This is a genomic window from Leptospira levettii (genome assembly GCF_002812085.1).
In the GTDB taxonomy this organism is placed as follows: Bacteria; Spirochaetota; Leptospiria; order Leptospirales; family Leptospiraceae; genus Leptospira_A; species Leptospira_A levettii.
Map to the genome: position 1 here is coordinate 134,334 of NZ_NPDM01000001.1, position 24,152 is coordinate 158,485.

The 24,152-nt window shown below is 39.1% G+C and carries 26 protein-coding genes; 6 read left to right on the forward strand and 20 right to left on the reverse strand.

What is annotated here, in order from left to right; translation table 11 throughout:
• Window positions 1–41: 41 nt before the first annotated feature.
• Both fliJ and CH354_RS00585 read left to right on the forward strand, forming a co-directional pair.
• Entirely contained in the window at window positions 42–641 is a 600-nt protein-coding gene (gene fliJ, locus CH354_RS00580; RefSeq protein ID WP_100716399.1) for a flagellar export protein FliJ, read from the forward strand.
• On the forward strand, window positions 641–1,291 hold the full coding sequence (locus CH354_RS00585; protein WP_100726344.1) for a periplasmic-type flagellar collar protein FlbB: 651 nt from the start codon (window positions 641–643) through the stop codon (window positions 1,289–1,291). The genes fliJ and CH354_RS00585 overlap by 1 nt, the downstream gene beginning before the upstream one ends.
• Window positions 1,292–1,327: 36 nt before the next feature.
• On the opposite strand, the gene CH354_RS00590 is transcribed toward CH354_RS00585, so the two are convergent.
• The 9 genes from CH354_RS00590 to flhF all read right to left on the reverse strand — a co-directional run bounded on the left by CH354_RS00590 (window position 1,328) and on the right by flhF (window position 9,095).
• Entirely contained in the window at window positions 1,328–1,900 is a 573-nt protein-coding gene (locus tag CH354_RS00590; protein ID WP_100726343.1) for a guanylate kinase, read from the reverse strand.
• A complete protein-coding gene (locus tag CH354_RS00595) occupies window positions 1,897–2,181 on the reverse strand; it encodes a DUF370 domain-containing protein (RefSeq protein ID WP_100716396.1) in 285 nt (94 codons plus the stop codon). Before CH354_RS00595 ends, CH354_RS00590 begins: the two co-directional genes overlap by 4 nt.
• Window positions 2,182–2,193: 12 nt before the next feature.
• Window positions 2,194–3,069, reverse strand: a complete 876-nt coding sequence (locus CH354_RS00600) for a hypothetical protein (protein WP_100726342.1) — start codon at window positions 3,067–3,069, stop codon at window positions 2,194–2,196.
• A gap of 46 nt (window positions 3,070–3,115) precedes the next feature.
• Window positions 3,116–3,406 (reverse strand): hypothetical protein, encoded by a 291-nt coding sequence (locus tag CH354_RS00605; protein WP_100716394.1) that lies wholly within the window; start codon window positions 3,404–3,406, stop codon window positions 3,116–3,118.
• Window positions 3,407–3,418: 12 nt separating this feature from the next.
• Window positions 3,419–5,410 (reverse strand): FapA family protein, encoded by a 1,992-nt coding sequence (locus CH354_RS00610; RefSeq protein ID WP_100728434.1) that lies wholly within the window; start codon window positions 5,408–5,410, stop codon window positions 3,419–3,421.
• A 6-nt stretch (window positions 5,411–5,416) separates the two neighbouring features.
• Window positions 5,417–6,217, reverse strand: a complete 801-nt coding sequence (gene whiG, locus CH354_RS00615) for an RNA polymerase sigma factor WhiG (RefSeq protein ID WP_012387953.1) — start codon at window positions 6,215–6,217, stop codon at window positions 5,417–5,419.
• Between the two features lie 102 nt (window positions 6,218–6,319).
• The gene (locus CH354_RS00620) at window positions 6,320–6,793 is read right to left on the reverse strand and encodes a hypothetical protein (protein ID WP_100726340.1); all 474 of its coding nucleotides are present in this window, start codon (window positions 6,791–6,793) and stop codon (window positions 6,320–6,322) included.
• Window positions 6,794–7,717 carry a MinD/ParA family protein gene (locus tag CH354_RS00625; protein ID WP_015678483.1) on the reverse strand — a complete coding sequence of 308 codons (924 nt, stop codon included), beginning with the start codon at window positions 7,715–7,717 and terminating at the stop codon, window positions 6,794–6,796.
• A gap of 34 nt (window positions 7,718–7,751) precedes the next feature.
• Window positions 7,752–9,095, reverse strand: a complete 1,344-nt coding sequence (gene flhF / locus CH354_RS00630) for a flagellar biosynthesis GTPase FlhF (protein ID WP_100726339.1) — start codon at window positions 9,093–9,095, stop codon at window positions 7,752–7,754.
• A gap of 182 nt (window positions 9,096–9,277) precedes the next feature.
• Here flhF and mnmC2 point away from each other — a divergent pair, with 182 nt between their 5' ends.
• The gene (gene mnmC2 / locus CH354_RS00635; protein WP_100726338.1) at window positions 9,278–10,012 is read left to right on the forward strand and encodes a tRNA (5-methylaminomethyl-2-thiouridine)(34)-methyltransferase MnmC2; all 735 of its coding nucleotides are present in this window, start codon (window positions 9,278–9,280) and stop codon (window positions 10,010–10,012) included.
• A 5-nt stretch (window positions 10,013–10,017) separates the two neighbouring features.
• On the forward strand, window positions 10,018–11,214 hold the full coding sequence (mnmC1, locus tag CH354_RS00640; RefSeq protein ID WP_100726337.1) for an FAD-dependent 5-carboxymethylaminomethyl-2-thiouridine(34) oxidoreductase MnmC1: 1,197 nt from the start codon (window positions 10,018–10,020) through the stop codon (window positions 11,212–11,214).
• Here the strand turns inward: mnmC1 and lpxK are convergent.
• On the reverse strand, window positions 11,150–12,259 hold the full coding sequence (gene lpxK / locus CH354_RS00645) for a tetraacyldisaccharide 4'-kinase (RefSeq protein WP_100726336.1): 1,110 nt from the start codon (window positions 12,257–12,259) through the stop codon (window positions 11,150–11,152). The two genes, mnmC1 and lpxK, sit on opposite strands and share 65 nt — an antisense overlap.
• A gap of 28 nt (window positions 12,260–12,287) precedes the next feature.
• A complete protein-coding gene (gene hisE / locus CH354_RS00650; protein ID WP_015678552.1) occupies window positions 12,288–12,566 on the reverse strand; it encodes a phosphoribosyl-ATP diphosphatase in 279 nt (92 codons plus the stop codon).
• 99 nt (window positions 12,567–12,665) lie between these two features.
• Here hisE and CH354_RS00655 point away from each other — a divergent pair, with 99 nt between their 5' ends.
• Window positions 12,666–13,487 (forward strand): thioredoxin fold domain-containing protein, encoded by an 822-nt coding sequence (locus CH354_RS00655; protein WP_100726335.1) that lies wholly within the window; start codon window positions 12,666–12,668, stop codon window positions 13,485–13,487.
• A 43-nt stretch (window positions 13,488–13,530) separates the two neighbouring features.
• Here CH354_RS00655 and CH354_RS00660 read toward each other — a convergent pair whose 3' ends face one another.
• From CH354_RS00660 to CH354_RS00675, 4 genes are read right to left on the reverse strand one after another with little or no spacing between them, the layout of a single operon-like run.
• Window positions 13,531–14,835, reverse strand: a complete 1,305-nt coding sequence (locus tag CH354_RS00660) for a UDP-glucose dehydrogenase family protein (protein ID WP_100726334.1) — start codon at window positions 14,833–14,835, stop codon at window positions 13,531–13,533.
• Window positions 14,836–14,894: 59 nt separating this feature from the next.
• A complete protein-coding gene (locus tag CH354_RS00665) occupies window positions 14,895–16,082 on the reverse strand; it encodes an ABC transporter ATP-binding protein (RefSeq protein WP_100726333.1) in 1,188 nt (395 codons plus the stop codon).
• Window positions 16,083–16,088: 6 nt separating this feature from the next.
• Window positions 16,089–16,838, reverse strand: coding sequence for an ABC transporter permease (locus CH354_RS00670; protein WP_100726332.1), 750 nt, complete (start codon window positions 16,836–16,838; stop codon window positions 16,089–16,091).
• A 57-nt stretch (window positions 16,839–16,895) separates the two neighbouring features.
• Window positions 16,896–17,111, reverse strand: coding sequence for an LIC12298 family protein (locus CH354_RS00675; protein ID WP_100716383.1), 216 nt, complete (start codon window positions 17,109–17,111; stop codon window positions 16,896–16,898).
• 302 nt (window positions 17,112–17,413) lie between these two features.
• On the opposite strand from CH354_RS00675, the gene CH354_RS00680 reads away from it, so the two are divergent.
• The gene (locus CH354_RS00680; protein WP_243395904.1) at window positions 17,414–18,955 is read left to right on the forward strand and encodes a hypothetical protein; all 1,542 of its coding nucleotides are present in this window, start codon (window positions 17,414–17,416) and stop codon (window positions 18,953–18,955) included.
• Here CH354_RS00680 and CH354_RS00685 read toward each other — a convergent pair.
• Genes CH354_RS00685 through CH354_RS00705 form a run of 5 tightly spaced genes read right to left on the reverse strand, consistent with a single transcriptional unit; the run spans window position 18,952 to window position 24,146 of the window.
• Window positions 18,952–19,539, reverse strand: a complete 588-nt coding sequence (locus CH354_RS00685) for an LIC_11959 family protein (protein WP_243395905.1) — start codon at window positions 19,537–19,539, stop codon at window positions 18,952–18,954. The two genes, CH354_RS00680 and CH354_RS00685, sit on opposite strands and share 4 nt — an antisense overlap.
• Window positions 19,536–20,546 (reverse strand): HEAT repeat domain-containing protein, encoded by a 1,011-nt coding sequence (locus CH354_RS00690; protein WP_243395906.1) that lies wholly within the window; start codon window positions 20,544–20,546, stop codon window positions 19,536–19,538. Before CH354_RS00690 ends, CH354_RS00685 begins: the two co-directional genes overlap by 4 nt.
• A 46-nt stretch (window positions 20,547–20,592) precedes the next feature.
• Complete coding sequence (locus CH354_RS00695) at window positions 20,593–21,066, reverse strand: response regulator (RefSeq protein WP_100716381.1); 474 nt, start codon at window positions 21,064–21,066, stop codon at window positions 20,593–20,595.
• A gap of 49 nt (window positions 21,067–21,115) precedes the next feature.
• The gene (locus CH354_RS00700; protein WP_100726330.1) at window positions 21,116–23,629 is read right to left on the reverse strand and encodes a glycogen/starch/alpha-glucan phosphorylase; all 2,514 of its coding nucleotides are present in this window, start codon (window positions 23,627–23,629) and stop codon (window positions 21,116–21,118) included.
• 52 nt (window positions 23,630–23,681) lie between these two features.
• Window positions 23,682–24,146, reverse strand: coding sequence for a DUF192 domain-containing protein (locus CH354_RS00705; protein ID WP_100716379.1), 465 nt, complete (start codon window positions 24,144–24,146; stop codon window positions 23,682–23,684).
• Window positions 24,147–24,152: the final 6 nt, after the last annotated feature.

Here is a 24,152-nt window from a genome sequence, read left to right on the forward strand (position 1 = left end):
AAGAGTACAAAAATTATTTAGAACCGAAGAAATAGACAGCTGTGAAACGATTTCGCTTCAGTTTGGAGACGGTTTTAAAACTTCGGGGCTTAAAAGAAGAGGAAGAAATCCGCCGTTTGTCACTCGTTGTATCCAAACTCAATTCCCTTATTTCCGAAAAGGAAAACAATCAAAAAGAAATCGAATCTTCCTACGAAGCAATCTTATCTTCTGCAAAAGTAGGGACAAGTTTATCTGACTATTTATCCATTGAACAATACATCAAAGGTCTCATTCGTCGGAACGAAGAATTGGATCATAGAATTTCAAACCAAACCGAAGAAGTCAATTTGGTTCGTAAAGATGTGATGGTTGCCAGGATGAATAAAAAAGTGATCGAGGTCTTAAAGGACAAACGATTCCTTGAATGGAAAAAAAAGCGAAATCGAATGGAACGTAGAGAAGTGGAAGAATTCAATTTCCATCTAAACAAACAGTCATTATTTGATTCACTTGAAAGTTATGGTCCTAAAGTTTCCAAAAAAATTCCAAGAACTTTCAAAATATTAAACAGGGAAGATGGCGGAGACGAACTCGCATCTGACTTTAAAACTCTCCGCGATTTTTATGAAAAATATTACCTAGGACAAGGCAAATCATAATGGCAAGTGTAACTGACAGCACAAGATCCTTCTTTTTAATTGTATTGATTTTCTTTCTTATAGCGATTGGTTTTTTTGTTTTTGACTACTTCCAAGTCATTAATGCTGAAGACTATCTTCCTTTTTTAAAAAAACAAGCGGGCCTTGTGAACCAAGACCTACTCTCTCCCACGGAACTTGAGAAGTTGGAGATGGAAAAAGCAAAAGAAAGACTCATTGCTGACCGTGAAGAACTTGAACAAATGGAACGTGAGTTAGAGGAAAAATCTTCATCACTCAGTGCTGACAAAGAACGATTGGAAGAACTCAAAGAAGGGATCCAACGGAAAGAAAAAGAAATGGCGGAAAAAGCGAGAAAGGACAATGCACGTGCCGAAAAAGTAAAAGTCCTCGCAAACAAAGTGGCGAACATGCCTCCCGAATCAGCAAGAGATATGCTCCTCAATTGGCCAGACTACGATATCATTGAAGTATTCGAACAAATGGACAAAGATGCAGAAGAAGATGGAAGGCAAACCATCACAACCTATCTTCTCACTTTATTCCCTGCAGAAAGAAGGTCTGTGATCTCGAATAAATGGCTCGATGCAGGTGCCAAAAATGTTCCAAACTACGGCAAAAGTATCGATGAGGAAAACGACGAACCTTAAATCAGAATTAAGTGTACTTGTTAGCTGGCGTCTTTTTTACTGAGTTTTCGTTTTTGTTCCACAAAGGATTGCTTTCACTTCTGTGATAGCATCTTCCAATTTGTCATTGATGACAACATAATCGAAGTTTGGTGCTTCTTCCAATTCTTTAATTCCATTCTCAATTCGCTTTTCGATACTTGTTTTTGAATCTGTCCCTCGTCTGATGAGGCGTTCAATCCAAATCTCACGGCTTGGAGGTTCGATAAAAATAGTAACAGATTCAGGTCTTAGTTCCTTAGCAGATTTGGCACCTTGCACATCCAAATCGAGAAGTGCCACACGGTGTTCCTTGATAGCCTCTAAGATCGGAGCTTTAGGAGTTCCATAAAAATTGCCATGAACTTCCGCCCATTCGTAAAATTCACCAGCAGCGATTCTTTTTTGGAACTCAAGCGTGGTTAGGAAGTAATACGTTTTTCCTTCTTCATCTCCAGGCCGCGGGTCCCTTGTTGTACAGGAGATGGAAAAATAGAACTCTGGGTTCTCTTTGAGAAGGGCTTGGATGATGGTCGATTTCCCTCCACCAGCAACGGAAGAGATGATATAAAGATTCGGAATTGCTTTCAATCTTCTGACTCCTCTTCCCCTTCTCCAATGTGGTTGTCACCTGTTTCCAAACGTTTGGACAAACTTTCAGGGCGAATTGCAGATAACAGAATATGGCCTGAGTCAAGGACTAACACAGACCTAGTTTTACGTCCACAGGTAGCATCAATGAGACGGTTCTCCGATTTTGCTTCCGTTCGGAGTCGTTTTGCCCCTGCTGAATCTGCCAACAATATGGTCAGAATTTTGGAAACAAAAACAACGTTAGAGAATCCTACATTGAGAACCGGAAACGAAGACATGGAAACATATTTTTAGATTCTTCTAGATCGATCAAGTCGAATCGTTTCTATCAAATGAATTTCATGGATACCAATGTTCATCGCTTCTGAGATTTCGTCATGTTTGTATCCCTTTTTGATGAGATGAACCACTTTATCTATCTTTGTTGCAGATGTTGGTAACTCTTCTAAAGCAGACTCAATGGAAAATTCCACCTTGTCTAAATTCATCCTTTGGTAAGAAGCAAATGCTGGATCATTTGCTTTCGAAACTTCATTTAAGAATTCTCTTTTTTTCTGACCTTCCACCATTTCATTCCGAATGGCTTCAGCAGGTTTTTCTTCTGTGAAAGGATTTCCACCGACCGTATAATTCATCTTAGGTTGGAAGGTAAGAACTTCCACATTATCCACTGCTTCTTTAGAAGGTTCCGTTAATGGTTCCATACCGAACATTCCTTTTACGGCCTTTCCTAGTTTTCCAAAGGCTTGGTTCACGGCCCCTTCTGTTGTTTCTGCCTCATCAATGGAAACGGGGATTTGGTTTGCTTGGTAAATTTTACCGATGCCAGTCCTTTGTTCTTTTGTATCAAGGATCGGTTCTTCTGATTCAAGAGGAGTTGGAACTAACTCTTGTTTCATTGAGAGACCTTGGTTCTGGTAGTGTTTGAATTCTTTTACTAAAGCCTCACCCTTCTCCATCATGGTTCGAAGTGCAACCATCTTAGATTCAATGATACTTACCGTGGCGTCTAACTCGCGTATGGTTTCCGCCGTAGCCATATCAATGGCTCGGTTTAATTTTTTATCGTAGTATTCACTTACAGCTTTTTGGACTTTTGCTGAGATGAAGACATACATCATCCCACAGAATAATAAATTTACGAGTACGAGAGAAAAAAGCTCCATATATTTCTCCTAAAGAACATTTCCAACAACATTCCGTAGAAAAAAATTATGCTTTTGAATCAAAACGAGATCCACGTTCCAAATTGGGACGATCATAAATGATCCCTTCTTTGGAATAAGCAAATACCGAATTTTCTTTGTCTTGTTTCGGTTTTGCCGCCGAACCTTGGGTTCCTGATTTTGTTTCAGGGACCGTTTGGGCTCGGTTTTGTGTTTGGATCACCACCTTTTGCAATTCCACCACCTGGTTTTGGTGGGTGAAGGGATTTTCAGCCTGAGCCCTACGTGCAAAATCGTAGTGGTGGGCGATACTGGCGAAATTTTCGTTGAGTATCATCTGGCGTCCCTCCTAATTCTTAGACTTACCACGCCCTCTCTTTTTTCTCCAGTCATTTTTCGTTTCATCTGGGTCTTCGTATGGCTGGCTACGGACTTGGGACTCTTCTTCGTAGAAGGTTTTGGCCTTGGTCTCGTGGCGGAGTTTGTATTCTGCGTTGCGGATACGGATCGTAACCCCTGGGAAGATGGTTTTTTCCACAGAAACACGACCGCTTGCAGCCTGTTCATCCATGTACTCAGTAAGGGTTTGGATGTCCTTACTTGCCTCAGCGATCCGTTTTTCGAGTTTTTTAGTCCCAGCTTCTAATTTCTGTAAATGGGCATCTTGTTCCGCTGTAAAACTCGCAGGGTCAGCATCTTTCCGTGCTTTGAGGGTGCGCATGGTTTTTGTGAGTTGGTCGAGTTTGTCTTGGTTCTCTTTTTTCTTCTCTTCAAACTCACTGATCTGTTTTAAGATCTTAGGATTGTTTCCAACGATGAGGTCGGTTTGTGGGTTTGCTTGGGAACCAATGATTTTCGCGGAAATGAGTTGGGCAGCCTGGATTGTTCCCCCCACAATTTGCCCCCGTTTCCCTTTACAGGAAATTTTTCCCCCTGCCATAAGGTGGGAATGTAAAATCCCTTCTTGGACGATGATGTCTTTTTCTGTGATACAAGTGGCGTTCTGGATGAACTTGGCAACGATATTGCCTCCTGTGGACTCCACACGTGCCTCCTCGCGCCCTGTGACCCCTTGGCGGACAATAATGTCTCCATCCGCTTCCACAATGGCCTTTTGGACCGTTCCATAAATTTCAATATTCCCAGCGGCTTTGACAGAATAATTGTCTTCGACGTTTCCTGTGATGATGATGGAACCAAGGAAGGTAACATTTCCTGTACGAACTCCCACATCTCCATTGATACGATAGACGGTTTCCACAGAAAGGCGACCAGCAGCGTATAACACTTGTCCATTGACTTCGGCGGTAAGACGCATTTTGTCTTCTGAAAGAATGGTTCCTTTCCCTTGTTTGAGTTCGGTGTCCAAACCATCTTTGGCCGGTAATACCATTCCAAATAAATTGCGACCAAACTTTCCTTTTTCAGCAGGGAGCTTTTCAGCTAACAATTGTCCAACGACAACGTTTTCGATCATATCCAGATCTTTGTAGTCCACACGACCCGATTGGTCTTCTTTGAAATTGATTTTCTTTTCCGTGCGAACGTAGTATTTGATTTCGGCATTTTTCCCGTTCACAGGGAAATCACCTTCGGCGCCAATAAATGGTTTGTTATGAACTTCTTCATCCAAATGTTTTCGGATTTCGTCTTCTTTTAAACCATGAGCGACACCCATGCCTTTTAAGGCAGCAACGATATCGGCAACTTCTAAATCACGACCACCAGGTCTTGCCGGGAATACTGTCACAAAGGCACGCATATTCTCTTGGGCAATCTCCACATTACAACTGGAGTCATTTCCAGGTTTTGGTTTTTGGTTGGAGATGAGGATTGGTTCCCCTTTTTTTTCTTTGAGGATTTTATTGATGAGGTTTTGGTCAACACCTGCCACACCACGAAACGACAGTTTTTTAGAAACATCTGCCATTGTCATTTCGAGACCTTCCCCGGAAGGCGGGTAAACAGTTAAAAATACGCCGGTTCGGTAAATTTTCACAACCACTCGGCCGTCTTTGTTTTTTGGAGTGACGAGTTCTTTTAATTCTTTGGAGACTAATTTTCCACTACCGCCCGTTAGGTGTTCATCCAATAAACTGAGTTCATCGAGTAACATATCATCAGGGATAACCGATGCGCGGATGTGGTACGGTTCAGAAAAAAATAGGGATTTTTTTCCGCGTTTTAAAACTGTATAATCGATTTCGTGGACTTTACGGCCTAGGTGACTCGAAGCAATTGCCAGACACTCTTCGATGGTATCGGCAATGACTTCCACTTGTTCTTTTTCCTTACGATCGAACTCTTTCAGTTCCTCTGTAAGAAATTCCGTGAGAGACATCTTCTATTACCTTTTTTGGATCGCTGATTTGACTTTGGAAAGTTTACTACGGAGTCTTGCGACTGCTTTGGTATGAAGTTGAGAAATTCTAGACTCAGTCACTTCCAAAACTTCTCCAATCTCTTTTAAGGTTAAGTCTTCATAATAGTAAAGTACGATGACTTTTTTCTCTTTTTCAGGAAGGGATTGGATGGCTTCGACAATTACGTTTTTGATTTCTTCTTTTTCGATGATATTGTCTGGGTTCATATTCATCGGAGACTCTAAAGTTTCCATAAAGGAAACTTCATCGTTCTCATCTCCGAGAAACCAAATATCATTTAAAGAAACAAGAGAGGTTCCAGAGAGTTTGGCAAGGAGAGAATTGTACTCTTCCATCGACACACCAAGTTCTTTGGCGATCTCTTCGTCATCGACTTTTTTACCCTCTTTGTTTTCGAGCATGGCAATGATGTTTTCGAGTTGTTTTGCTTTTTGGCGGATGGAACGAGGGATCCAGTCCACACTTCTGAGCTCATCAAAAATGGAACCACGGATACGGGTCATCGCATAGGTTTTGAATTTAATTTCTCGAGAAGGGTCAAACTTCTCAATTGCATCTAACAGACCAAAGACGCCATAACTGACGAGGTCTTCGAATTCCACATTTTGTGGCATTCCGATCGCAATCCGCCCAGCCACGTGTTTGACGAGAGGTGAATATTTTTCAACAAGGTAACTTCGGATTTCCGCGTCTTTTTTGACACGGTATTGTTTCCAAAGATCTGTCTCATCAAACTGATTGTATTTGTCTAGCAATCTTGACATTGGGAACCGGGGTACGGAATCTCTTTACTTTATAGAAAAAATCGTAAAGAAACAAAAATTACAAGAGGATTTTTTCTTATGTCCTCTAAAAACCGTAATTTTTCAGCCCTCTTGCGGGTCATCCTTGGCCATCATGGTGCGAATTGCCTCTGCCATGAGTTTTGGCTCGTTTTTGATCGCAATTTTGTCCACGATGATATGGTCTCCAAACTTTCCTGATTTTGCCATAGCGAGTTTGGCATCCATTGCCCCATCACCCACAGGTTGCACACCAAAGTCATCTGAAGACCCGCTTGCTGCGGAAGATGGTTCCATTCCCCCATGTTCGTGGTCGAAGTCATCTGCATGGTCTCCGCCCCCAAACCCACCAATGGAAAAGGTAGATAAAAACTCTAAAAATTCAGGGACTTTTTTTTGTAAGACACTAAAAATGCCAAAGCCAAGTCCACCAAACGCAAATGTAGAAATAAGAGAGACAAAGAAGATATAACCGATTCGATTTCCAACTAAAAACCCACAAACGGAACTGATGATGGCTCCAAGGATTGCAAATCCCAGTACAAACCCGACGAGCATTTAGTTGTCTTCCTCCATTCTCGATTCCATTTCTTTTTCTTTGAAGTCAACAAAGCTAAAGAACTTCTTAAAAAATCCAGTGAGGCCTTCTTCATCATCATAACCACCTTCTGTTTGTAAGAGGGTATGTGTGACACGTGTGAGGCAAGCTGCTGCTTTGGAACGAGGAGCTCCTATGATAAATGGTTTTTGTTCGCGAATGGATTTTTCTACTTCTTCATCTTGGAAAATAAAACCTAAGTTTTCCACTTGGACTTCCAAAAACTGTCCAGAGATATCAATGACTCGGTCAGCCACTTTTTTTCCTTCGATGGCAGAACGCACTCGGTTCACAATGATTTTGAGGTTTTTGTCTTTGGATTGGGAGACAATGGATTTGATGAGGCCATAGGAGTCAGTAATCGATGTTGGTTCTGGGGTTGTCACCACCACCACTTCATCTGCTGGCATCACAAGCCCAATGACGTTTGCCGAGATCCCAGCCCCAGTATCAATGATCATCACATCATAACGATCGAGTTCGGCAAAACCTTTGATGAGGTTGTTTCTTTGGGTTTCATTCAGGTTGGCTAGTTGTGAGTACCCAGATGCCCCTGCAATGATATCCACACCTTCGGGAGTGGAGATCACGATGTCTTTTAAGGACTTATGGCCTTTGACAACATGGTATAAATTGTATTTTGGAATGATACCGAGTAGGACGTTTACATTGGCAAGACCCAAGTCACCATCAAAGATTAATACTTTGAGTCCAGTTTTGGCGATGGAGATGGCTAAATTGACAGAGACTGTACTTTTACCCACTCCCCCCTTTCCAGAGGCAACCGCAATGATTTTGGTTTTTTTAGCGGCGTCCTGGGGTTGAACGAGTTTTAATCCAGTACCAGTTTCTGTTAACTTTCTAAGATTTGCTGCTTGGTCCATCGTTACCCCTAGGTATCAGGATAACGAGGCACCCTTACACAGTCTTCTCGAAGACTTCGCCCGCTATCCCTTTCAATTTTTCAGGAAAAATTACACATTCGGCAAGGATTTTTTTGGTGGCATTTAGGATATCAAATGGAACATCCTGGCCAACACTTAAGAATGCGAATTCCCTGTGAATAGTATCGGCTAATTCTACTACAGAACCTAAAAATTCTGCTTCATCGAGCTTAGTTAATAAAATTCTTTTATAACCTACCGACTCATACGCGTTTGTTACCGCAAGAGCATTGTCTTTGGAAACCGTAGAGGAAAGTACCAAGATGGTTTCAATATGATCCTTTTCCCCAAAAACTTGGTAGAATTCCTGAAGTTTTTCGAGGTTTTCCGATTTGCGATGGGAGTATCCAGCAGTATCGACTAAGATAAGTTCGGATCCATCTCGAAGGATGGCCTCCTTCCATTTGCGCAAGTCTTTGGCCGCATAAAACGGAAGGCCCATCGCATCTGCATAAAACTTCAATTGGTCAATGGCGGCGATGCGGTAATTGTCAGTCGTATACAGAGAAACTTTTTTCCCCATATGCAAACTGTATTTAGCAGCTAACTTTGCAATCGAAGTTGTTTTCCCTGACCCTGTAGGTCCTACAAAAAAAACAACCTTCCGTTTGCCACGAGGGGTTCCACTAAAAAGATCAGAATCTACTTGGATCCTTTCCTCTAAATAAGTCACTGCTTTGTCTGTGACATTCGCATAACGACTTAAGTCCACTGCAGAAAGACGCGATGTTAGAGTAACGGCCATTTCTTCTAAGTATGATTGAGAAAAACCTTCACGTAACAGACGATCAACGAGTTTTTGGATATGAGGGTGTCTTTCCTTTGTTTGGGGAACTGTTTCCGTTTTTGGTTCGAGGAATGATTCCTTTGCTTCTGCTAAAGACAAACCAACAGGTCTTTCTTCATACGACTCGATTTCATAAATGGTTTGGCTTTGTCTTCGTTTGCGTTCTGAAAAAGGGCGAACGGATTCTATATTTTTTTTACGAGAGTTGTAAGTTAGGTTTGTGTTTTGCGAAGAGGAAGAACCAACACCCACGCCCACAAGTCCAGATTCAGGGAGGGATTCTGTTCTTTGTTTTTGTTTGATGAGTTCTTTTAGGTCTTTGAGTTTTCGTTCGATTCGTTCTTTCGAATTTTGTTTTTCAGGCACACCCACATCGATTTCATACATACGTTGAGCCATAAGGCCAGTTCCAAAAAGACCACCTTCTGTGATCACTCGTTGGTCATACAAATGGGCCTCTGGACCATATTTCATCTTCATCTGCATGATGCAGTCTTGTAAGTCTTTGCCTCGGATTTTCACAAAATCCATAGAATCTCCCCCAAACCTGGGAAAAATATGAATGGTACCCTCAATTTGGAAAGTCTTTTTTATGAGACATAATAAAATTGACCAATTCGGATCCGTTTTTACCCATTTCCTAGATACAGGTTCAGATTCCGTTTCCCTTTCCCTTTTGTTCCCTCATTCTGGCTAAAAACAGAACCTTACCTATGGATCCAAACAAAGAAAAAGTCGGAATTGAAATGAAGGATGGAGTTCCCGTATCTCTTTCGTTTGATGATGTTTATTTTTCCAAAGAAGGTGGTTGGGAAGAATCCCGTTATGTATTTGTGGAAGGGAACCAAATCCCAAGTAGATTATCGGCAAACGAAACCGAGGTTGTCTCCATTGGAGAATTAGGGTTTGGTACGGGACTCAATTTATTTGTGACCTTAGATCTTTGGTTAGGTGCAGAGAACCCAACTTCCCTAGAGTATTTCAGTTTAGAAGGATTCCCTTTACCGAAAGAAACTTTACTCGCACTGAATTTTTCCTTTCCCAACAAACCTTTATGGACAGAAACATTACTCAAGTCCTATGAAGAACAATTCCAAAAATGGGAAATGAACCCAAGTGAGAAGGAATGGAAGACAGATTTCCTTCATCCAAAGGCGAAGGCTATGTTCCACGTCCATTTGTACTTTGGTGATGTGAGTGAATGTTTAAATGAATTTCCAACCATCGATTTTTGGTATTTGGATGGTTTTTCGCCAAGTAAAAATCCAAAGATGTGGTCCGAGGACACGTTATCAAAATTACGTAGTCATTCTAAAACGGGAACTCGATTTGCTACTTTCACAGCAGCTGGGTTCATCCGCAGGAATTTGGAAGGTTTGGGGTTTATGGTCCAAAAACAAAAAGGATTTGGGAAAAAAAGAGAAATGCTAACAGGAATTTTACGCTAATCCTTGTGAACCCATCTCAATCTAAAACAGCATTAGTTGTAGGAGCAGGTATCGCTGGTGCTAGTGTATGTTATGCACTTTCCAAACAAAACATCAAAACAATTTTATTAGAACAAGAATCCAGTGCCGCAAAAAAAGCAAGTGGTAACCCAATCGGAGTTGTGTATCCCTTCCTCACCAAACACAAAACTCCTGAGTCTGAATTTTCTCTACTTGCATTTCAGTATTTTTTAGAACTTTGGGAATCTTTGGAATTGGGGCAACGAGTACCACATGTAGATGGAATCCATTTTTTACTCGATTCCAATTCAGCATACGACCGTTATTCGCACTCTTTACTTTCCCATTGTATTCCAGAAACGTTGGCATGCCTTTCCAAAGAACCAAATTCAAATTTAGATGCATTACTATTTCCAAAAGGGAAGGCGGTTTCTCCCGTTTTACTCACGAAAGAACTCATTCGAATTGCAAATCCTTTGGAATCCTATCATACAAAACTCCTATCTTGGGAAATGAGTGATGCGAGCGGAAACCTCATTTGTCATACAGAAAAGGAAATCCTAAATGTTGATTATTTATTCTTAACACAAGGTTACCAATTTTTTACTGATCCAAAACTAGAGTGGATCCCTATGAAACAAGTTCGTGGGCAAATTGTAGAAATTCCATCCTCCATGTTTCAGAATCAAATTTCTATTTTATATGGTGATTATATAACTGCAGAGATTGGCGGTAAACGAGTGCTTGGTGCAAGTTTTGATGAGTTCCATTTGGAAGAGGAAACAAGGCCCAAGGAAACGTTCGATTTATGGAATGGGTTACAATCAAAACTTCCGAACTTACTTAAAAATTGGGAAAAAATCGATATCCAAAACTTTGATACTCGTGTCAGTTTCAGAACCCAGTCCCAAGATAGACATCCAATTGTCGGTAAACTTCCAAATTTATCACGTTTAGACACATCCATAAAATACCAAAATTTATTCCGAAAAAACGCCAAAACCTTTGAAATTCCTTATTATGAAACGGTAGGGATTCTGAATGGCCTCGGATCTCGCGGGTTAACACATGCACTACTCGCAGCAGAAATCTTAGTTTGTGATATTCTATCTCAAAGTATCAATATTTCTGAAACGATCAGGAAGGCTTTGAAACCAGACCGTTTTTTACTTCGTAAGTGGAAACGAGATGAGCTAACATAGACTCAAAAACAGATTGTTCCTTTATCACCACATCAACTCTGATGACTAATAGTTGTATTTTTTTCCGTTTTAATGCTTCGATAAATTTGTTTTGAGTTCTTACCTTTACCCAATCTTTTTCCGTTGTCACAAAAATTGTTTTTTCATCTTTACCATCCAGTAAAGAGAGCAAAACCTTTTCTTCAAATTCATAATGGTCAGGGAAAAATGAATGTTGGATTTGATTTGTATTCAAAGTAGAGATCGTTGTTTCCAAAACATGATGTGGATTCCCAACACCTGTAAACAAAAAATAACGATCGCTAGTTGATGCATCTTGCATTTGCGTATTATTGTGAATCAATGTTTGTTCAAATGTATCTAAATGAATTTGATAGACTTCCGCTTGGAAAGATGAACCAAAAGTAGGCAATTGAATTCCCAATTGTTTGAGTGTTTCTTTGCCTTTCTCGAATTCTTTTACATTAGATTCCGTGATTTTTGTGAATACAATGACGTTTGCTCGTTTTAAATGCGAAATAGGTTCTCGTAAATACCCAAGTGGGATCGTAAAACCATTCCCAAATGGAGCATTATTGTCGAGTAATACAATATCAAAATCTCTATAAATTTGGTTGTGTTGGAATCCATCGTCCAAAATCACAATGTGTTTTTTGGACTGAATTTGATTGTGATTGGAAAAACTAACAATTCGATTCTGCCCAATTATCACTTGAACACTAGGAAAACGTTCTTTGTGTTCGCTTGGTTCATCTCCATATAGATTTGGAGAATTTCCATTTGGAAGGATTGCACCTCGTTTTGACAATTTTGCTTTGTATCCACGTGATAGGATCGTTATCGCATATTCTTTGTTAGTTTTTTGAAAGTATTGGACTAAATATTGAACAAATGGAGTTTTCCCAGTACCACCAACTGTGATGTTCCCCACACTGATCACGAGGGCATTTGGTAATACGGTAGTATTTTTTCTCCCTTGAGACAACCAAAAGAGAAACTGATACAACCATGTAAGAGGTAAAAATAATGTGAAAAAAACTTTCATTTCGTTTCGCAAATGGAAACTACTACTCTTAACTATGTCTTTTTTCTAATTCTTTTGCGATTGTCGATAAGCTGATGCCTTTTTCTACCATCAAAACTTCTAAATGGAAAACCAAATCTGCAATTTCATGAATGAGTTCTTTTTCGTTTGGATTTTTTGCGGCAATGATGACTTCACCCGCTTCTTCACCTATTTTTTTAAGGATACGATCAACACCGTCGCGAAATAATTCAGCTGTGTAAGATTTTTCAGGTAATTCTTCTTTTCGTTTGCGGAGTAAATCTTCCAATTTTAATAAAAATTCCATTTCGTTTGCCTTCTAACTACCATGGAAACAGCCTATTCTATTTCGAAAAAGCGAAAATTGGTTGTTGGTAATCTATGAAATTAGCTAGAATGAGAAAGGATGTTACGATTTACCACTCTAGTTTTTTCCTTCATTTTTAGCTCGAGTTTATCTGCTGAGTCAAGTTGGGGTAATTCCATTCAAAAGGGATTTGAAACCGCCAAACAGGAAAATAAATTCATCATCGTAGATGTATTTGCAGATTGGTGTACGTATTGTATGGTTTTGGAAAAAGAAATTTTCCCAGACCCAGAAGTGAGTCGCATTTTAGACCAGTTTGTTCGAGTTCGACTCGATGGGGAAGAATTCCCCAACCTCCGCAAAAAATACAATGTCGAAGGTTATCCGACAATTTTGTTCTTAGATGGGGATGGTAATTTTGTCACTAAGATCGTAGGACTTGCAACTAAGGAAGATATTGTCTCCCTTTCCAAAAGGATCTTACAAGAACCAAACTTAGAATCTTTTTTAAAAACTGAAATCAGAAAAGAAAAAGAGAACCCTCACTTACACTTTCGTTTAGGACTGTTGTACTTTCAAAACAAGGAATATGAAAAAGCAGAAGAACAATTCCTCACTTCCATTCAAAAATCAAAAAACATTCCGATTGTGAAAGAAAACTCTCACTTTAATTTAAATTTGATTCGGACCGTTAATGGGCCTAAAGATGTAGCGCTTTCCTCTTGGAAAGAATTCATCAAAAATTATCCAAATTCCAAACGGATCACAACCGCTAAATTGTATTATGGGATTAGTTTAAAAGAAACGGGAGACTACAAACTTGCAAAATCGATTCTTACCGAGATCCAACCAAAGTTAGTCTCGGAGTCAGACAAAACAATTTGTAAAGAAACCCTTTTACAAATAGAAAAAGGATTTTAATTTAGAAATTATTTTGGCAAACAAAGGTTTGCCTAAAATCAAATTAACGATTCCCAATGGAATAATAAGTAAAACCTAGTTCTTGCATGAGTGTAGGTTTATATTGATTTCTTCCATCAAAGATAAGTGGAGCCTTTAACAAAGATTTGATTTTCGCAAAATCTGGTTCTCTGAATTCTCGCCACTCCGTTAATAATAACATAGCATCAGCACCTTCTAAAGTAGAATATGCATCTTTTTTATATTCCACTTTGCCATCAAAGTAATACTTTGAAGTTTCCATTGCAGCTGGATCAAATACTTGGATTTTGGCACCGTTTTTATGTAGTTCATAAATGAGTGGAATTGATGGAGCTTCTCGCATATCATCTGTTCCAGGCTTAAATGAAAGACCCCAAATACCAAATGTTTTCCCTTTCATATCCGTTGATTTGAAGTGTTGGAAAATTTTATCAGTAAGCCTTGTTTTTTGTTTTTCATTCACATCTTCCACAGATTGAATGATGTGCATTGGTGCATTGACCTCTTCTGCAGTTCTAAGAAGTGCCCTCACATCTTTTGGAAAACAAGATCCACCGTAACCAATGCCTGCATATAGAAATTGTCGTCCAATCCTTGAGTCTGTTCCCATACCTTTTCGAACATCATCGTAATTGGCACCTAACGCATCACATAAATTTGCAATCTCATTTACAAATGAAATTTTTGTCGCAAGGAAGGCGTTACAAGCATACTTCGTGAGTTCCGCAGAACGAATGCTCATGGTGATAATTGGGTTTCCATTTAATACAAAAGGAGAGTATAACTCACTCATTTTTTTAGCAGCATGATCTGATTCAGCACCAATCACAACTCGCTCAGGGCGCATAAAATCTTCAATCGCTGCCCCTTCTTTTAAAAATTCAGGATTGGAAACTACATCAAACGAGTATTTTGTGTTTTTTGCGACGATTTCCTTTACTTTGTCTGCAGTTCCAACTGGAACAGTTGATTTATCAACAATGATTTTGTGTCCATTCATTGTTTTACCAACTTCTTCTGCGACTGCGAATACAAATCGTAAATCGGCAGATCCATTATCGGATGTTGGTGTTCCAACAGCTATGAATACAAATTCAGAAGACTCCACACCATCCTTTAACGAAGTGGAAAATTTAAGTCTGCCTTCCTTATAATTACGTTCTACCAGTTCTGACAAACCTGGTTCATAAATCGGTATGATTCCTGTTTTTAAATCACTGATCTTTTTTTCATCTTTATCAATACAAATCACATCATTGCCATATTCAGCAAAACAGGTACCTGCAACAAGACCGACATATCCGGTTCCGACTACGCAAACTTTCATAGGATTTCCAGAATTTCTATTTTGACCAAAAAGGAAACTGTTTTTCTAATAGGAAGATCCTAATCTTCTCGGATATGGAATTCTGTTGGGATATGACAAATTCCTACGAATTTTTCAATTTTCCCTGATTCTACTTCAAAATCTAAGATGGATTCCCGCCAGAAATAACTCCCTTCAATATGGGATTCACCTTTATGGATTGAAACGCCAATGGTATACTTTCCTTGGGAAAACTGAATCGGGAATACAAACTCGACTTGGTATTCTTTTCCCTTCTGGAAACTCCTTTTGCCATCACCTAAATGGTGGGTATTGGTTCCAAAAATACGAATTCCTTTTTCATTATCGATATGAAAACCAACGGTTACATCTTCTAACAACCCATCGGATTGAAAGGTTAGTCGTAAACAAACTTTTGTTCCGATAAAAAACACATTTGAGGATACACCATTTTGATTTTGAATGGAAACATGTAAATTTTGAATGGAATTGGAAGAATAGGAATCTGATGGGCTCGTTTCACCAGCTAACACATGCATGTATTGTTCAATTGTTTCTTTTGGATTACCTTCATAAAGAAGTTTGCCCTTATCTAATAAAAGGGCACGTGTGCAAAAATAAGAAACCAATCCTAAATCATGACTCACGACTAGAATAGAAGTTCCTAATGCAGAGAATTCACGAATTCGTTTCAGACATTTTTGTTGGAAACTTGCATCTCCCACAGCCAAGGCTTCATCTACGATGAGAATGTCTGGTCGTTTTGCAGTCGCCAAACTAAAACCAAGTCTCATTGCCATACCAGAACTATAGTTCTTTAAGGGAGTGTATCGAAACTCCTCCAGTTCCGCAAAAGAGAAGATAGTATCAGATAACGATTTGATTTCTTTTGGTTTGTATCCCCACACAAGACCATTGAAGTATACATTTTCTTCACCTGACAATTCTGGGTTAAATCCAACACTTAATTCAAGTAAGGCACGAACGGAACCATTCACTTGTAAAGTACCCTTATCTTTTTGGATCACACCTGTGATTAACTTTAAAAGAGTCGATTTGCCAGCTCCATTCCTTCCAATGATGCCAAGTATTTCTCCAGGACTTACTTTTAAGTTCAACGAATCGATTGCTGTAAATTTTGAATCAATCCCTAAGTAACCAAAACTAAGACCCGCAAGGATTCGTTTCCAAGGTTTGGAGAACCCATGATAATCCTTGGAAAGATTTTCAATCAATACAGAATTCATGTGAATTTAAAGATGATCCAAAATCACGGATTGGAATTTCCGTTTGGCGAGTAAATAAACAAGAAAAAAGAAAAGTAAAAATGGTGTTATGTGTAACCACTCAAACTGAGACTGAAACCCACTAATCACAGTTGTGCGAAACACATCCAATGGAATTGTGAATGGATTCCATTCATTCCATTGTTTTAGATATCCTGTAGGGTAATACAAAACAGGGATCCCCCAAAATACCAATTGGCTCACCAAACGAATTAAAGGTGAAATATCCTTTAAAAGAATATTAAGACGTGAAAGATAATGTAATAGTAACATCAGATAGAGTCCAGACAGAACAAGGACTGTGTAGCCAAAAAAGATTCCTGTTAGATTCAATGTTCCTGAATACCCTAAGTAAAGGAACACCGGAATGGATGTGATAAAACTATGGATGAGAAACTGGACAAATGGAATCCATAAAAATAGATCTATGCCAAGGCTTGAACGTTTGAGCAGGGAACGATTGTCGGTAAGGATGCCAGTGCCTCGGACGAGTAATTCTTGGATGGGTATCCAATACAAAAGGCCAGTGAGTAAATACGCCGTGAAATCTTCTTGGGTGGATGGGTTTCGAAGATTGAGGACTAAAAAGACAAGGGCATACAAACTAATGAGCACTAAGTTCTGCAAAAACATCCATGAGATTCCCAGAAAGGAACCTGCATATTGCAGAGCATAGTCACGCCGAACGAGAGCCCAAAGTATGGATAGTTTCTCCATACTTTGATTGTCGGCCCCTAGCTTCCGATTCTAGACCAGAAACCAGGGCATTGGTCCTTACATCTTCCTTAGGTTCTTTTGGCCTAGGTCGGATAGGTTTGGCGATACCCAATTTCCTTTTTGGACCACCTCACCTTGGAATGCTTCCATGAGGTACTCTTCGAAGGTTTTTCCGGATTGGTTTTGGGCAAATCCCTTTTTAGGACCTTGGCCAGCGAGCCCAGAATCCTTATGGCGGTTGTAAGCGGGTTGTTGGATGGATCGAACGATCATAGGTTTTTCCTCCCCGTCATCTAGTTAGACGACATAAAACTAAAAAATAATACCAATAATATACTAAACGCTTGTTTACACTACTTAACATTTGAGAAGTTAAGTCAATATTTTTTTCACGTTTTTATCGGTTTGTATTAACAATTTAGCATTCCTATGGGACAAAACCCGCCCCTTCTTGGATTTTTTTTCGCTCTTCTCTAGAATATGTCCCTTTTTCAAAAAAAAGCAAACGGAATGAGGGAAAAAAAGAACAAAATCGAACCCCAATCCTGGTGGATTGGCAGAAAATTGCGCTATTTTTGTCGTTTATCTTCGTACAGTCATTGTTTGCTGGCGAAAAATCACCAAAAGAAGTACCTGTGGCCAGTTTGCTGCGTGTTGGATTTTCCCCAAAACTTGTGGCCATCTGGCAACAAAAGGTAAAAGCCCCAAGGGCAGAGTTTTTTGCCTGGAAACGTTCTCTGAAGGATAAAGAAGCGGCACTTGTATCCAAATTATGGAAAGTCGAAAACTTGAGTTATCCCCCTCCGACTAGAGAAACAAAACCAAACGTATACCAATTCCAAAACAATAGAGGGAATGATGTACTGAACGAAAACAAACCCAAAACAGAAAGTCCGGCCAAGGATCCATTTTTAGAAGATCATTTGTTTTTAGGACTTGGGTACCAAAACTTAGATGTCCAATACCTTCCCAGGGAAGAAAAAAACCACTCCTCCTTTGCCATTGGGGGATTCCAAAAAGGCCAACGATTTTCCTTCGAAAAACGAGATGAAAACTTTTTATATGGCATTCATATCAAATACAATTCCTTCCACATAACATCGGGTAATCGGTATAAACCAATCCCTCACTTTTACTTTGCCAAAGATCCCGAGTTTTATTCTCAAATGGATAGACCCAATTCACCTCTCCCCCAACCCATTCAAAGTTCCCATTTTTTCGGTACCCAAAACTCTATATTTGGGAAACTAACAGACTATGGAATTTATTATGCACCTGGGTTTTCATCATACCCTGGGATCTACGTTTCATCACCAAACAAATCATATTCGGGTGTTTGGTCCCCTGGCGAAAATAAATCCAGTTTTTTTATCAATGACACATTACAATTACAACAGTTTGGAAAACATAGAATCCAATCGGAATCAATTTTGAATCACAAAGAATCTGTTGGTTTTTACTATTCCAAATCAGAATTTGTGGATTCAAATTTTTTAGTTGATGTTACTGTTTACCGCGACTCACCACTTTTATATGGGAACGTATCCAGTGGTGACATTCGCCCAGAAATCCCACAAACATTAGGGTATATGAGAGGTAGCTACCGAAACATTCTAGGAGGAGAGGTTTTATCTTCGCAGGAAGGGCATCGTTATGAAAGTGGTGGTTCAGGTTTTTTACCCATCATTGTTTCGCAGTATGGAAATGTTCTCTGCCGGTATCGGCAATATAATGAAGTGGGAAACTACCAATACCAAGAAACAGGAAGAGCCATATTCTATGAATGGAGAAAAGATCGTACAGTTTTTTCCATTGGATGGGAGCGAAGGGAATTAGGAAGCCAATGGGAAGGAAAAATTGCAATCCCGATTCAAACTGGACATTTATTGGAACTGAGTGCAATTTTTAGAGAAGGGAATTTAAAAACAAGATCGTGGTTTGAGAACTGGACTTATGCTTCCGATTTTAATATCAATTTAACAGATAGAGAAGAAATCATCAAAATTAAATATATAAACCAATTTCTATCGTTAAACGTCAGTTATTCTGAGAAAAAAACATCACCCGCACCGATTTTATTCATCAATTTTCAATTTTTACATTTAATTGATCTTTAATACAACAAATCGTCGGTTCTGATTTCCTGGTAGGTTTGTAATTGAAAAATTGGAATGGATTGTTTATCGATAAATTCATTTTTTTCGCCAGGAAGTTTTTTGGGTGTGGGCAGAGAGGACCTTTTTCCTCTTTCATCGACTGCATAATAATAGTATCCGATCCATTCACCTTTTACTAAATAAGGATTACCAATAAACAAATCTTTGACAAAAAATTCTGCGTCCAAATCAAACTTATTCCTACGATACCGGAAGTGAATTTCATCTCCATTTAAATCATAAAATACAACAAAATCCCCTTGTTTCCCTTTAAAATACAACTTCCATTCTAATGGGAAAATTCCCGTTTTTTGGAATTCTATTTTACCATCTAAGATTCGTTTTTCGGAACGAGAGATAGGACCTGTGTATTTGGAATCCGTTTCTGCAAAAAGACTACTGGATAGAAATAGAAAACCAATGAATCCAAAAATTTGTATCGGAGATAAAAATATCTTAGTTTGGATGGGAATATATTGATTTCGTAAATGTTTCCATTGCAAGAGAACTTTATGGAAAAAATTTGTGTACCAAAAGAATTTCATTTCGGTTCTTCTTCTGATTTATCCTCAGTTGTTTTATCATCGTCAGAGGGATTGTCTTTTCCATTGATCAAATCAATCGCTTTTTTTGCTGCTTTTTGAACCTTCGGACTTGGATCACGATCTCGTTTGTATTCCAATAATTCTAAAGCTTTGGGATCACGTAAATTTCCCATAAATTCAATCGCACGTAACCTAACCATACTATCATCATCACGAGCAAATTCATTCAGTTCTTGGAAAACTTCTTTATCACCCATAGTTACCAAAGCACCAATAGCATAAATTTTGAGTGATTGTGCTTTTTTTGCATCTAACTTTCCAGATGTTTTTTTAAGAGAATCTAGTAGTTCATATAACTTAGGTTTCGCAGCTTCTGATTTCAATTTTCCCAAAGTATTCATTGAATAACAACGGAGAGTTGTTGGTTGGATGTCGTCAAAAGCAACCTCGAGAAGAGCCGACTCCGCTTCTTGGTATAAAACGGTTCCAAAATACAATGCAATTTGTCCACGGATATCTGCATTATTAAACTTCTCTCTAAACTTTGTTTCCAAATAAGGTGCCGCAATTTTTCCCTCAGGTAATTCGGCGAGAGAACTGATGTATAAACTAAGAGTATTTGAGTTTTTAGTGAAATCTTCTTTTTTTACTTTTTCTAAAAGTGGGCTCGTTGCTTCAGCGAGTTTCATTTTTTTTGCTGAAGTAACAGCTTGTTTGTTCACATCTTCGTTTGGATCTTCAAAGAGTGAAATGATAGTTTCATGGTTTTCCTTTAGATTCAAATCTCCTACTGTTTTGAGTAAGACAATCTTCATCCCCATATCTTTTTCTGTTTTGAGTTGTTCTCCAACCAAAACAAAAAGTTCACTTGCACTTTCTTTCGGAAAACGAACAAGCTCACCTAACGCTTGTTTTCGTTCTTGGCTTGTGCCATAACGAATCATTTTAGAGAGAACTTCTTTTTTTTTGGAAATTTGTTCTGAAGAAAGTTCTTTCTCTTTTCCCATTAATGGAGAAAGAGAGAGAACTCCGATGAATAAAAAACTAAGGAATTTATTTTGGTTGGTTTGCTTCCAATTCCAAAATCCTACGGTTGAGGGCTTGGATAAGGTGTTGGTTTTCCAAATTTTGACGGAACTTATCAAGTAAGTCTTTGATGTCTTTGGATAACTCTTCAATGTTCCAAGGTTTTTCGACATACCTACTGAGTCCCCCATTATTGATGGCGTAAATTGCGGAATCCAGTCCCGCTTGCCCTGTAAGAAGGATTTTGATCGCATCTGGGAGGCGTTGGTGCACCTGTTCCAAAAATCGATCCCCTTTCATTCCTGGCATCACCTGATCAGAAACGATGAGTTCTACAATATCGTTGCTACCAATGATTTCATCAATGAGGGAAAGTGCTTCTTCTGCACTACTTGCTGTCTCGATGATATGGGATTCTCCAAACCGAGCCAGTAGTTGTTCCGCAAGCGTCTCCAACACTGATACTTCATCATCGACACATATAATATAACCTTTACTCATTTGAAACCCTTCCCTTGGAACGATAATCCTTCTGTTCTATACTGTCGATTCAGTTTTGTGGCAATTTATAGATAGTTTGGGGTGGAATTGTGTCAAGGAGTGGGACTTTCCAAATGTCCTTGGCATATTCCCGGATCGTTCGGTCAGAAGAAAATTTGCCAGACCTAGCCACATTGAGAATGGACTTTTTGGTCCAAGTCACCTCGTCTAGAAAGTCATGAGCCACTCGGTTTTGTGTTTCGTCATAGGAGCGAAAATCAGCCATGAGTAGGTAATTGTCAGTGTAAAACAAACTATCATAAATCGGACCAAAAACACCAGGTTCGCCCAAAGAGAAAAAATTCTCACGGATCATGAGTAAAATTCGGTGTAAGTCTTCATTTTGGTGGATAACATCGGTTGGTTTGTATCCTGCTTCTTTCATTCGAAACACTTCTTCAGTATGGAGACCAAAGATATAAATGTTTTCTTGTCCCACTTCTTCCAAAATTTCAACATTGGCACCATCCAAAGTACCTATGGTCAAAGCACCATTTAACATGAATTTCATATTACTTGTTCCGGATGCTTCTGTACCTGCAGTTGAAATTTGTTCTGACAAATTACTTCCAGGTATAATTTTTTCAGCAAGGCTCACGCGGTAATTAGGAATAAAGACAACCTTCAGTCGTTCGGCAACATCCTTATCGCGGTTCACAACCCAAGCCACATTATTAATGAGTTTGATGATGAGTTTTGCCATGTAATACCCAGGAGCGGCTTTACCTCCAAAGATGACAGTTCTTGGTGTGATCTCTGTATTGGGATTTTCTTTGATCCTACGATAAAGTGCAATCACTCGTAAAACATTTAGAAGTTGGCGTTTGTATTCATGGAAACGTTTGATTTGCACATCAATCAGTGAAAGAGGATCGATTGTGATTCCAGTTTCACTTTTGATGATCCTTGCGAGTTCATTTTTGGCAGTAAACTTTACTTGTTTCCAATCATTGTGGAAATCGGCATCATCTACAAATGCCTCTAAATCCTTTAACTTGTATAAGTTGGTTGTGAACTCATTCCCTATTTTTTTTGAAATTAAATTCGCAAGGCTAGGGTTCGATTGTAACAACCAACGTCTTGGTGTGATTCCATTTGTTTTGTTATTAAACTTTTCAGGAAATACTTTTGTGAAAGGTTGGAAAATGGTTTTTTGGATGAGATCTGAATGTAAAGCGGCAACTCCATTCACACGGTATGATCCGATGACCGCTAAGTTTGCCATTCGCACTCGTTTTTCACTTCCCTCCTCGATGATACTCACTTGTTGGATTTCGGATTCGGTTAAAACTCCTTTGTTACGAACGTCTGTTAAAAAACGATGGTTGATCTCATAAATGATTTCTAAATGCCTTGGTAATAATTTTTCAAATAACTCAACACGCCAAGACTCAAGGGCTTCTGGTAACACTGTATGGTTGGTATAAGAGAATACGTTTGTCACAATCTCCCATGCAGGGTCCCAATCCATTTCCTCATTGTCTAAAAATATGCGCATGAGTTCTGCAATTCCAATGCTCGGGTGTGTATCATTCAATTGGATGGCAATATAATCTGGGAGTTCCTTTAAATTGTATTTGAATTCACGAAATTGGATGAGGATATCCTGTAAGGAAGCACACACCATAAAGTATTGTTGTTTGAGACGTAACACCTTCCCTTGTTCGGTAGTATCATTTGGATATAAAACTTTGGAGATATTTTCGGAGATTGATTTGTCTTGTACGGCTTTCATATAATCGCCGTGGTTAAAATAATCTAAGTTGAATTCCTCTGATGATTTTGCTGCCCAAAGCCTAAGATAGTTCACCGTACTCGTGTTAAATCCAGGGATAGGATAATCATGGGCGGAAGCAAGGACGGTTTCATCTGGTACCCAATCATGTTGTATTTTTCCTTTTCCAGAAACCCGCGTTTCTGTATGACCAAAAAATCCAACTGAAAACGAAATATCAGAGCGAACTACTTCATATGGAACACCATCTGCATCCCAGTGGTCCGGCATTTCTAATTGGCTACCATTGGCTATGATTTGATTAAAAATCCCATAATCATACCGAATTCCATATCCAAATCCTGGAACATTGAGAGTTGCCATTGAATCTAAGAAACAAGCTGCAAGTCGTCCAAGCCCGCCATTCCCTAAACCAGCATCCGTTTCAAATTCTAAAACATCTGTTAGTTCAAACCCAATCCCTCGTAACATTTCTTGGATGGTTTCATACAAACCAAGATTGATGAGAGCATTCATAAGAGTACGCCCCATTAAAAACTCTAACGAAAAGTAAAAAACTTTTTTTGGGTTTTGTTCTCGGTAACGTTCGTGAGTAGAATTAAGTCGATCAATCAGGAAGTCGCGAATGGTATGACCGAGTGCCTTATAGATGTCTTCATTTTTTAAATTATAACGATTTTTTCCAATGGTATATTCTAAGTGGTGAGCAAATTGTTTTTCCATCGAAGCCAAGTCGGCTTTTTGTTCTTCGGATAATAAATTGATGAGACGAGGGTTGTTGACTACCATGCTTCGAAATGGTAAACGTCTCGAAAGGAAGATTCAAGTAAAAAGAGAAAATTTAATCCTTTGCGGATACTTTCCTTTCTAGGGTGAGTACTGCATCTTTCCCAATTTTATGCTTCGCAAACCAACCTTGGTTCACTTCAAGTGCATACATAGCAGGTTTGGTTCCGTTATAAACCTCATCGGTTTGGTTCGGTTTCATATCGAATGATTCTAAAAGTCGCATATCTTCTGAAAAATAACCAATGGACAATGGGATCAGGGTATTTTTCATCCAAAAGTTTAGGTAATCAGGTTTGGGGAATACAAAAAGCATTCCCTCGTCTTCTCCCAGTTTCGTGCGGTACATCAGTCCCGTTGCACGAGTGGATGGGGTATTTGCAATTTCCAATTTTAATACACGGTCAGCAACACTTCCAAACAGTACTTCTGGAGTATTGGTTTGTGATGGGAATGATTCCGCTTGTTTACAAACCAATCCGAAAAGTAAAATCAAAAGGAAAATGAACCGTGTCTTCATAAATGG